A 9396-nucleotide genomic window follows, 5' to 3' on the forward strand; every position below is an offset into this window, starting at 1 on the left:
GAATAGGGCTTGGGCATGGCAAATCACCTCCTACAGGAAGTGAATCATGAACCACGCCTCACTGGAATCCCTCGCGATTCAAACTGAACGTCCGACGCTCTAGGTGGCGCTTTCAGGCATCGAACTCCTCAACGACGCGCACCGCCTCGGCAGCTTCGATTGCAGCAAAGCCGCGCTCGACGCCTGGCTGGCCGGCTTCGCCCGAACGAACCAGGCCCGCGGGTTTACCCGCGTCCAGATCATTCACGACCAGGACGCAGTCGTCGGCTATTACGGCCTCGCGCCAGGCGTGATCCAGCCAAACAGCGCACCGCGCGCCATCCGCACCGGCCGGCGGCCGCCGCAGGGATTCATTCCCGCGCGACAATCAGTCATCGATCGCCCGCACCACCACCGCGCGGCCCACCACGATGTCGGCGCCGGCGACGCAGCGATGCAGCGCGTCCTTGACCGGGCCGCTGCCGACGCCTTGCCCGGCATCGCGGTGGTCGAGGGCGAGTTGTCCGATCAACAGGGTCGGATCGTGCCGGAGGCGTTACGCGCGTGGAGCTAGTGGCTTTTGTCGGCCAGCCAGAAGCTCACTCCTGGATCGAGCGCATGAGCACCAGCGGCAGGGTCCGGGCGCGCCGGCCTACGGCCGGCCGGGCTCTAGTCGCGGCGCCTCGCCGCTCCCCGGGCCGGCTTTCGCCGTCTCGGCCTTCGGGTGACGATCCCTCTCGCAGGGGCGAGGGAGAGGGCGGCCGGCGCGGGGCGGGGGGCGCTAGAGAGAAGGGAAAGTCACGATGTCGATGATATTCATAGGTGGATCACGCGAGATATTCGAGCTGCCGGAACCTGCCATCGCTCGCATCGGCGCGATCGTCGCTGCAGAGCACGGCGTGCTGATTGGCGACGCGTCTGGGGCCGATGCCGAGGCGCAGGGCCTGCTCGCTGGCTACGGCTACGAACATGTCGGGGTCTTCCATGCGGGCAAGGAACCTCGCAACAATCTGGGCGACTGGGCTGCCTACCATGTCCCGTCTCCTGAAGGCGCTCACGGGTATTGGTTCCACGCTGCCAAAGACCGGGAGATGGCGCGGCGCGCCGACTTTGGCATGATGATCTGGGATGGCGCATCACCCGGGACGGCCGTCAACGTGCTTCGGCTCGCCATCGCGAACAAGCCGTGCGTCATTTACGATCTGGCCAGGGGCAGCATGGCGACGACGTACAATGTGGAAGACTGGTGCGCCATGCTCCGCCATGTCGGTCCGGACATTCGCCGCCAAGCCGAAGCCCGCATGACGCCGGACGAGCGTCGGGCGTTGCCAGGATGATGTACGGGCGGTCCCCCTGACAGCCCGGCGGGTCCGATTCGATATGCTTGATCCTGCCCCGCCCCCCAACTCCACTTTATAAACGGCCGGGGCCGGCCTCTCTCAAAACCGGCCCACGCGCAGAGCCGCGAGGCGTTGTGCAAGATGATCATCTTGATCTGTCTCGCATCTGAAGCGGGTGCAAGCGTGCCGAACATCCTGGCTTACTTGGTCATCCAACCTGGTTGCGAGGCCTCGCCGAGAGGGGCGTGAAGTTCGCTGCCAGTCGGTTCCGAACTCGAAACCGCTGTGCCGCCATGCCGAACACGCAAGGCGGTTCACGCGCCAGGCTGCTGTTCGAGGTATTTGACGACGCAGACGATGACCCGAGAGGCTGGCGGGGTAAGCCTTTTCCTGAGATCCGGCAGCGTTGCGTCGGCGGTCAAGCGATGGCGGCCTGAGTTCTTGTCCATCTGCCGCATCCGGGGCCATTCCCGTTTCATGTCGCCTTTGTAGACGACCGCCTGCTTTGTGCGGTCAACCCCCGTTGGGGGTACACTCGGCGAATATTCAGGAAAATTCGATTTCTGTTTTTGTCTGCGGAAAGGCGAAGGCCTGCCCGTTATTTCTAGGCAAATAGAATTTTCCAGAATTTTCGCCGAGATGACCGCAGCAGGACGGCCCTCTCCTTTGGCGCCATCGGGAATGGTCCCGATGCAAGCGAAGGAGAACTACCATGGCCACCACGATCGCAAACCTCACCACCAAGGCCGACGGCTCGATGGAAGGCGTCTTTGCCACGCTCCGGGTCAACGCCCCGATCACCCTGATCCCGAACACCAACAAGTCGCGCGAGGACGCGCCCGACTACCGGATCGTCAACAAGCGCACTGGCTTCGAGATCGGAGCCGGCTGGCACCGCACCTCCCAGCGTTCGGGCGAGGAATACCTCTCCGTCAAGCTGGAAGCGCCTGAGATCGGCGTCATCTTCGGCAACCTCGCACCCGCCCCGGGCGGCGAGGAGAACAAGAAGGTCATCCTCTGGAACAACCCCCAGTGAGGCATCGGTGGCCGGCCCCGCAAGGGGCCGGCTCCCCACCGGCAAAAGGAGGTTGCAATGAGCCGCTACACTATCACTGTCACTGGCACCGTCACCGGAAAGGGCCACTCCGATCCAGACGCTGTCATCGGCTACGACCCACCGCTTCGGACCTACTTCCTGCAAGCGTTCCCGCACCAGGAAACCGACGAGCCCCGTCTTTGGCTTGGCACCCGCGATCGCGCGTTCGAAGCGCTTGACGATCTTCGCCATGCAGCCATCTCACACGGCTACGACTTCATGCCGTTGTCGCCCAAACTGGCGGCAAAGCTGGTCGGCGACAAAGCGGCAGCCAGTGCGCTTCCGGACCGGGACGACTTCCTTGGTCAACTGCTGAAACACCTCAACCAATCCAAGTAGGCAAACATCTCAGGGCCCGCGACGAAGTATCGTCGCGGGCCCTTTTTTCGCACATAGCAAGAGCCACGAACATCACCTGTCGCAACAGGCGATAGCGGCTCCATACCGTCGGTCATTCCTTCGGCAGTTTGTGCTTATGAATGCGGATATAATCCTGCACAGCCTTTCGCAGCAGTTCGGTCATGCTGTGGCCGTTGCTGATCGCCAGCAGCTTGAAATGGCGCTGCTCCGCAGCCGTCAGGTAATACCCGCAGCGGATCATCTCCTCGTCGCGAATCTTCTTGCCGGCTATCGGATCCTTTTTCTGACCCTGCCGCAGCAGCTTGCGAAAGTCAGGGCTTGCACCCGATGCCGGCTCGGGCGTCTGCGACATCGCCGATCCGACATTCGGCTCCAGCTTCTGCGCCTCGATCTTCGGCGATGAAATGAACATGCTCGGCAGTGCCGGCGGCTGCGTGGAAATCGCCTTCATCATGCGGGCTTTCTTGTCGTGACCGGGTTTCGGTGCGGTTTCTTCACTCATGCCGCGTTCCTTGTGGCTTCGATGAAGGTTTGCAGAAGGTCGTCGAAGACCCCTTCGCTCTCGGCAATCGCCTTCGCATCAGGCACCCCATGGCTGTAAAGGGTCTGCCCGGTCTGAAGATCGCGGTAGGCAACACGATTGTGCAGGACGTGTTCTGCAATCGGCGTGCCGTTGGCCTGGATGATGGCGCGCAGTTCGGTCAGGGCTCGCGCCCTGCCATCGATGATGGTCTGCTTGGTCAGCACGAATATCGCAGGCAGCGGTCTACCCCGGCTCTCGACCGCCAGCGGGATGTAGTGGTCAGTGATCTGGATGGCGGCGGTCACATCGTCGAGGGCAAAATAGACCGGCACGACAACAATGTCGGCGGCGTAGAGCCCGGCCATGAGGTTGTCATTTGTGGTGCCTTCCGTATCGATCAATACGACGGAGCGCTCACCGTTGTGAATGGCTGCGGCGTCAAGGACTTCCTGCGGGGTCATCGCGCTCACCAGTTGCAGCCTGTCAGGACGATTGCCAGCCTCACCCAGCATCTGGAACCAGCGGTTCATGTTCTGCCGCCGGTCGCCGTCGATGAGAGTGACCGAATAGCCCCGATGCAGCGCGACGGATGCGAGCGCGCGCAGCATCGTCGATTTGCCAGTGCCGCCCTTGGGGATCGCAGCGGAGATGATCATGGGGCCTCTTTCCGGCGTGGGCTCCCTGTGTCCATGTTAACAAGGACATAAGTCATCATGGACACAGGGAACGATATCACGGTCAAAACATGGTGACATAGTCAACGGGGAAGACTGGTTTGGCAACCCAGGCGCGCACCGATAAGGGCTCGTTCAGGGTGCAGTCACCAACGCGGCGGTTGCCATCTTCATGCGAGGAATGATCTGCCGGGCTGACCGGAGTGCAGACCGCCCTGATGTTTCCATGTTAACATGGAAACAAGTCTTCAACGCCACATCACAACAAATCACGATGGAGACATTGCGACGCTTGAGTCGGGCTGTGCCGTCGACAACTGCGCTGGTGAGAAAACACGCCCTCAATCATTTCTGCTTCTTCCTGGCAGGATAGCCTATTTTGTGATACACACAAAATAGGCGGCGCAGCCCTGGCGGGCCTTAGCGCCCGCAACGGGCTTGAGAGATGGATGCAGACGCCCAGAAAGCCGCGGTGAAGAGTGCGTCACGACGCTATGGCGAGGTGACGCACATCCGGTTTTCGGCTGACGAGCTGGCCAGCCTCAAAGCCATTGCGGAGCGGGACGGCGTGACCGTCAGCGAAGTCGTGCGGCGTCTTGTGCGGGCAGAGGCCGGGCATCTGCCTATCGCGTCAGAGGCGTTGCGGCCGGCGATCGTGGAGATGACTGATCAGCTGCGGCGCGTCGGCGTCAATTTCAATCAAGCCGTGCGTGCCATGAACGACGGCCGCATTCCTTCTGACGAGAATCTTGAGCAGGCGCTGATCGCCGTGGGAGACCTGGTGCGGCATTTTCGCGAGGAACTGAAGGCGATGACTGGCGGGTCACGCAAGGCGAGGGAGGCCAGGCCATGAGCGGTCGTCTTGCTGGCTACGCGGCCGAAATCGAACGCTATCTGCGGGGCGAGTCGGGAGCGAAGCGCGAGGACCTGGACAACGACGAGTCTCTGACGAGCGCCCGACGCGAGGCCGGTGAATTCCAGGCGATGAACAGTCATGAGCGGGCCGGCGGCGGCGGACGCCTCGGGCAAGGACAAGCAGGCTCGATGGGAGGTGGCGGCAGGAACGCCCCTCGTTCGTCGCCGGGAGGGACAGGAGTGGCGGGGAGCTCCATGTCGAGCAGGGCACCGAAGTCCACTGCTGCTGCGAGTTTGCCCAGGGCCGCTAGCGCCCCGATCATGGTCTATGGCGCCACGCTCGCCGGTTTCCGGCCGGAAGAGGAGGAGGAAGACTGGAAGCGGCGCGGCGGCGGCGGCCGTGGTACCGATCGCGCGAGCGCTACAGGACGAGCGGCGCGGGCGGGCTATCGGGCGCGCGCCGTGGCGGCACGGGCAGGCTATGCGGCGGGTGCGCAGCCTGCCGTGTTTAAGGTCATGCCCAATCCTCCGTCGACCAAGGAAGCCGCCGCCCGGCTGCTCAATTACATCGGTAAGCGCGACGACGAAAAAGGCGAGAAACACGACATCGAGATTTTCGACGAGGATGGGCAGGTGCTTGCGACAGGTGCCGCACGAAAGGCGTTCCTGGAGACGTTTTGCGAAACGTTCGAACCGCCCTTGGAAAATACCAATTTTATCGAAGCTCGTTTCGACCTCGCCGGCGAGGTCAGCGATGCCGCCTTGAGCGAGGCGTTGAACAAGGCCTTCGGTGCAAAACCGTTCCTCTATGCGCAGGATGGACAGACGGTGCAGGTATACGCGCACACCGATGAGCGGGCCGGACCGCTCGCCAAGGTGCTGGCCGGCGGTCGGGAAAATTCGCGCAGCAAGGCGCTCGACAAGATCGAGGCGCGCTTGTCCGAAGCAATGGGCGCGGCGGGGCTGGTAGCCAAGGCAGAGGTAACGGCGGCCGTGAGCCGTGAACCTAAAGCGAAATATTTCCTGCAGAAGTTCATCCGCACCAACAGCCACGTCCGCCACGCAAATGGCGAGCCCGTGCCTGGGGTGAAGAGTTCCACCAAGGCTGCGGCTGCGGTGTACGAACAATGGCGCCCGCAGTTTTCGGGGCGTGAACGCCGCAATGCCTATCACCTGCTTTTCTCGGCAAGAGCCGGCACCGATGCCAACGCCGTCATGGCCGCGGCGCGCGGCGTGCTCGAGGAGCGAGCGCCAGGATACAAGTTCGTCCTGGCGCATCACAACGACACCAAGCACGTCCATATCCATGCAATGGTGCAGGCACGGTCAGCCGACGGCGAGCGCCTGAAATTCTACAAGCCGGATCTCGCAGCCTGGCGCGAGACCTTTGCGGAAAAAGCACGCGAGAACGGCATTGCGATGGTGGCGACGCGGCGCATGGACCATGCGATGACGCGTCCGTTCACGAAGGAGCATGCCGGGGCTTATAGCCGCGCCCAGAGCGATCCGCGCTATCAGGTCAGCGCCAGGACGATCGAGCGAGTGGAGGCCAAGCGGCAACGCCGTTTGGATGGACAATCCCTAGTCGTGAACGGCGATGCAATCGCTGCCGCATGGCAAAAGACTGTGACGACGATGCGGACCGCGGGCATAGTCGGTCAGGCTCTCACGGCAGCGGAGTCGATCGGCAACAATTTTCTGCGGTTCCGTCGCGATCGGACAGGGGAGGGACAGCAGCCAGGTCCTGCCGCGGGTCGCGGAGCTGATCAATCGGGGCAAAAGTCTTTCCTGTCCCATCCCGGTATGAGAGAATTGAATGCACTGATAGGAGATTTGGACATGGCGCAGACCCCCTTGGAAATGCGGCGTCAGATGGCCCGCGTCAATCAGGCTCTGGACAACATGCGCGAGACGCTGCCGCCGGCGCATCAAGGACAGTTCGAACAGTATCGTGAAGAGGTGAACGACAAGATGCACGACCGTCTCGCGCGGCTGCAATTCGAGCGGCAGCAGCGTCGTGGTGGTGGCGGTGGCGAGCCGATCCCCGAGCGCGAGCCGCGAGGGCGAGACCTTCCAACTCGGGACGATCCCCGCGAGCCGGAGCAGCCGCGCACCGGCACCGAGCAGGAGAAGGTGGCAGCCAAGCAGAAGGACGCCAACAAACAGAAGGCACGGCAGTCGGAAGAGCAGGACCGCAAGACCCAGCGCTCAAATGATAACGATTACGAGCGCTGAGCCGAGCTCACTGCCGCCTGCGGCTAAAGAGACCGAGAGTGTTAGTGACCTCATGTGCCGAGGCCCATTTGGCGCCTACGAGGTTCAGGATGATGGCCACGCAGATCTCACGCCGCGCATGATCTTGAAATCTGCTTCGTGCCGCATTGCTGGATGGACTGAAGCTAAGGCTGGGACAGGCTGGTTTCAGGTCGGTCCAGGTAACCGCAGCGCCATAGGATCGATCGGTGACGGGCTCAAAGCCCGGTCGTAAGTTTGCTGATGGGTTAGGGTCCGGACTCATAACCGTCGGTCGACTGCGCTGGCGGCTCTGGTTGCCGTTAGTCGCGGGCGCTGAGCGGGGCTCGATAGGATCAACCGAACCTGCGATACTCAAGGCAATCTATTGGAGTGATGATGCGCATCGTAACCCGTCTCACTGATCGGCTTAAACTGCAGCATCCGATCATCAGCGCGTATCGGGCGGGGAACTCGCAGGTGCGGTCAGTTCAGCCGGAGGGCTTGGGCTTATCGGCGGCGGCTATGGCGACGCTGATTGGCTGACGCGAGAGTTCGAGCGATCTGGCAACCGACCTGTCGGCTGCGGCTTCATAACTTGGTCACTCGCCAGGAACCCGCGCCTACTCGATAAGGCCCTGGAGCGGCGACCAAGTGCGATTTTCCTATCCTTTGGCGACCCGGCGCCTTTTTCGCCGGCAATACGGGCCGCCGGGGTCCCCTTGATCTGCCAGGTCCAGAGCCTCGACGACGCGCGCCGCGCTCTTGATGCCGGAGCCGACATTGTCGTCGCCCAAGGCGCGGAAGCCGGCGGTCACGGTGAGAAGCGAGCGACATTCACATTTGTTCCGGAGGTCGCGAACTTGGTACGGCGACGGGCGCCGGACACGCTCATCTGCGCGGCCGGCGGCATCGCCGATGGTCGTGGGCTTGCAGCGGCGCTGATGCTTGGCGCTGATGGCGTCGTGATGGGATCACGTTTCTGGGCCTCGTTGGAGGCTCTCGTTCATCCAAATCTGCACCAGGCTGCCCTTGCCGCGACCGGAGACGACACGGTTCGAACCTCGGTGATGGACCTAGCGCGCCGCCTGGATTGGCCATCGCGGTTTTCACTGCGCGTTCGGAAGAATGCTTTTACGGAAGCCTGGCACGGCAATGAGGCCCATCTCCTCGCCGACATTGACGCGCAGTCCGCTGCCTACCGCGAAGCGTGGGCAAGCGGCGATCCCACGATAGCCGCGATCATGATTGGTGAGGCCGCCGGCCTCATCCACGACATCGAGCCGGCGAGTGACATACTCCTTCGCACCGTTTCTGAAGCGATCACCCTGCTTCAGGGCGCAAGTTCGCTTCTGTTTGTCGAGGACAACTGTCACAGCCAGTAACCGACCGTAGCGGCGAGGCAGACGGCAGCGAGGAAGTTAGTGGCCGATCGATCGTAGCTGGTGGCAATGCGGCGGAAATCCTTGAGCCGTCCAAACATGGCGTTGCGATCACGGTAGAGGAAGGGGAGAAGCAGTTCTTCCAGCGCCGGTTGGCTTTCGACGGAATGTTCGGCATCGCCCCTTTAGCCTCGACCTTGTGGCGAATGGCATTGGTGTCATAGCCCTTGTCGGCGTGCAGGATCGGGCTCTCGGGCATCTGCTCCAGAAGCAAATCTCCGGCGCTGCAATCGGCGACCTGGCCACCGGTCAAGAGGAAAGCGATCGGGCGGCACAGGCCATCGGTCAGGGCGTGGATCTTCGTGGTTCGCCCACCGCGCGACCGGCCGATCGCCTGATTTTGCTCCCCCCTTTGCCGCCAGAAGCGCAGCGATGCGCCTTCACGGCCGAAGAGTCGATCAGGACCTCAGCCGGAGGACCGCCAGCCGAGGCCAGGGCGTGGAAGATGTCGACCCAAACGCCTTTGGCAGCCCATCGGACAAAGCGATTGTAGAGCGTCTTTCTCGGCCCGTAGACTTGCGGGGCATCGACCCAGCGGCCGCCGGACTTGAGGACATGGACGATGCCGCCAATCGCTCGGCGGTCATCGATTCTTGGCTTGCCGCGCGTGTCGGTTGGCAGCAGCGCCTGCGGCCGCGAAACCTGCTCCCTCCGTCAGCCAGAAATAATCGCGATTCATCTGTGGCCTCCCTTTGGAGACCGTGACTCATAAAATCACCGTCAGTGGAATCCCTTGATGGGTCCGGATCCTAGCCTGAAAAATTCATGGGGGTTGGTGGATGTGGCGCAAGCCGTTGAAATGACGTAGGATTTGGTTGCTTAAGCCGATCCGAACCATTTCCCGGAGACCACACCCACCATGAACGATCTTGCGCTGCCGCTGAGCGGTTTGTCA

At 62.3% G+C, this 9396-nt stretch carries 10 protein-coding genes and 1 pseudogene; 7 read left to right on the forward strand and 4 right to left on the reverse strand.

What is annotated here, in order from left to right; genetic code table 11:
• Nucleotides 1-103 precede the first annotated feature (103 nt).
• A complete protein-coding gene (locus tag NKI59_RS34270) occupies nt 104-553 on the forward strand; it encodes an N-acetyltransferase (RefSeq protein WP_352708955.1) in 450 nt (149 codons plus the stop codon).
• A 229-nt stretch (nt 554-782) separates the two neighbouring features.
• Entirely contained in the window at nt 783-1316 is a 534-nt protein-coding gene (locus NKI59_RS34275) for a hypothetical protein (RefSeq protein ID WP_352708958.1), read from the forward strand.
• Between the two features lie 317 nt (nt 1317-1633).
• Here NKI59_RS34275 and NKI59_RS34280 read toward each other — a convergent pair whose 3' ends face one another.
• Nucleotides 1634-1768 carry a hypothetical protein gene (locus NKI59_RS34280; RefSeq protein ID WP_352708960.1) on the reverse strand — a complete coding sequence of 45 codons (135 nt, stop codon included), beginning with the start codon at nt 1766-1768 and terminating at the stop codon, nt 1634-1636.
• A gap of 263 nt (nt 1769-2031) precedes the next feature.
• On the opposite strand from NKI59_RS34280, the gene NKI59_RS34285 reads away from it, so the two are divergent.
• Both NKI59_RS34285 and NKI59_RS34290 read left to right on the forward strand, forming a co-directional pair.
• Nucleotides 2032-2355, forward strand: a complete 324-nt coding sequence (locus NKI59_RS34285; RefSeq protein WP_023803002.1) for a DUF736 domain-containing protein — start codon at nt 2032-2034, stop codon at nt 2353-2355.
• A 57-nt stretch (nt 2356-2412) separates the two neighbouring features.
• A complete protein-coding gene (locus NKI59_RS34290) occupies nt 2413-2754 on the forward strand; it encodes a hypothetical protein (protein WP_352708963.1) in 342 nt (113 codons plus the stop codon).
• Between the two features lie 112 nt (nt 2755-2866).
• On the opposite strand, the gene NKI59_RS34295 is transcribed toward NKI59_RS34290, so the two are convergent.
• Both NKI59_RS34295 and NKI59_RS34300 read right to left on the reverse strand, forming a co-directional pair.
• Entirely contained in the window at nt 2867-3277 is a 411-nt protein-coding gene (locus NKI59_RS34295) for a hypothetical protein (RefSeq protein WP_352453813.1), read from the reverse strand.
• Nucleotides 3274-3954 (reverse strand): nucleotide-binding protein, encoded by a 681-nt coding sequence (locus tag NKI59_RS34300; RefSeq protein ID WP_352453812.1) that lies wholly within the window; start codon nt 3952-3954, stop codon nt 3274-3276. The genes NKI59_RS34295 and NKI59_RS34300 overlap by 4 nt, the downstream gene beginning before the upstream one ends.
• A 463-nt stretch (nt 3955-4417) precedes the next feature.
• On the opposite strand from NKI59_RS34300, the gene NKI59_RS34305 reads away from it, so the two are divergent.
• The 3 genes from NKI59_RS34305 (at nt 4418) to NKI59_RS34315 (ending at nt 8444) form a co-directional block, all read left to right on the forward strand.
• Entirely contained in the window at nt 4418-4825 is a 408-nt protein-coding gene (locus tag NKI59_RS34305; protein WP_352708966.1) for a plasmid mobilization protein, read from the forward strand.
• Nucleotides 4822-7062, forward strand: a complete 2241-nt coding sequence (locus NKI59_RS34310; RefSeq protein ID WP_352453810.1) for a relaxase/mobilization nuclease domain-containing protein — start codon at nt 4822-4824, stop codon at nt 7060-7062. Before NKI59_RS34305 ends, NKI59_RS34310 begins: the two co-directional genes overlap by 4 nt.
• Nucleotides 7063-7718: 656 nt before the next feature.
• Nucleotides 7719-8444: an NAD(P)H-dependent flavin oxidoreductase gene (locus NKI59_RS34315; protein ID WP_352708969.1), complete on the forward strand. Its 726-nt coding sequence runs from the start codon at nt 7719-7721 to the stop codon at nt 8442-8444.
• Here the strand turns inward: NKI59_RS34315 and NKI59_RS34320 are convergent.
• A pseudogene (locus NKI59_RS34320) lies at nt 8432-9180 on the reverse strand (IS5 family transposase). The gene NKI59_RS34315 and the pseudogene NKI59_RS34320 overlap by 13 nt on opposite strands.
• Between the last annotated feature and the right edge of the window lie 216 nt (nt 9181-9396).

Source organism: Mesorhizobium sp. M0598 (assembly GCF_040320865.1).
GTDB lineage: Bacteria > Pseudomonadota > Alphaproteobacteria > Rhizobiales > Rhizobiaceae > Mesorhizobium.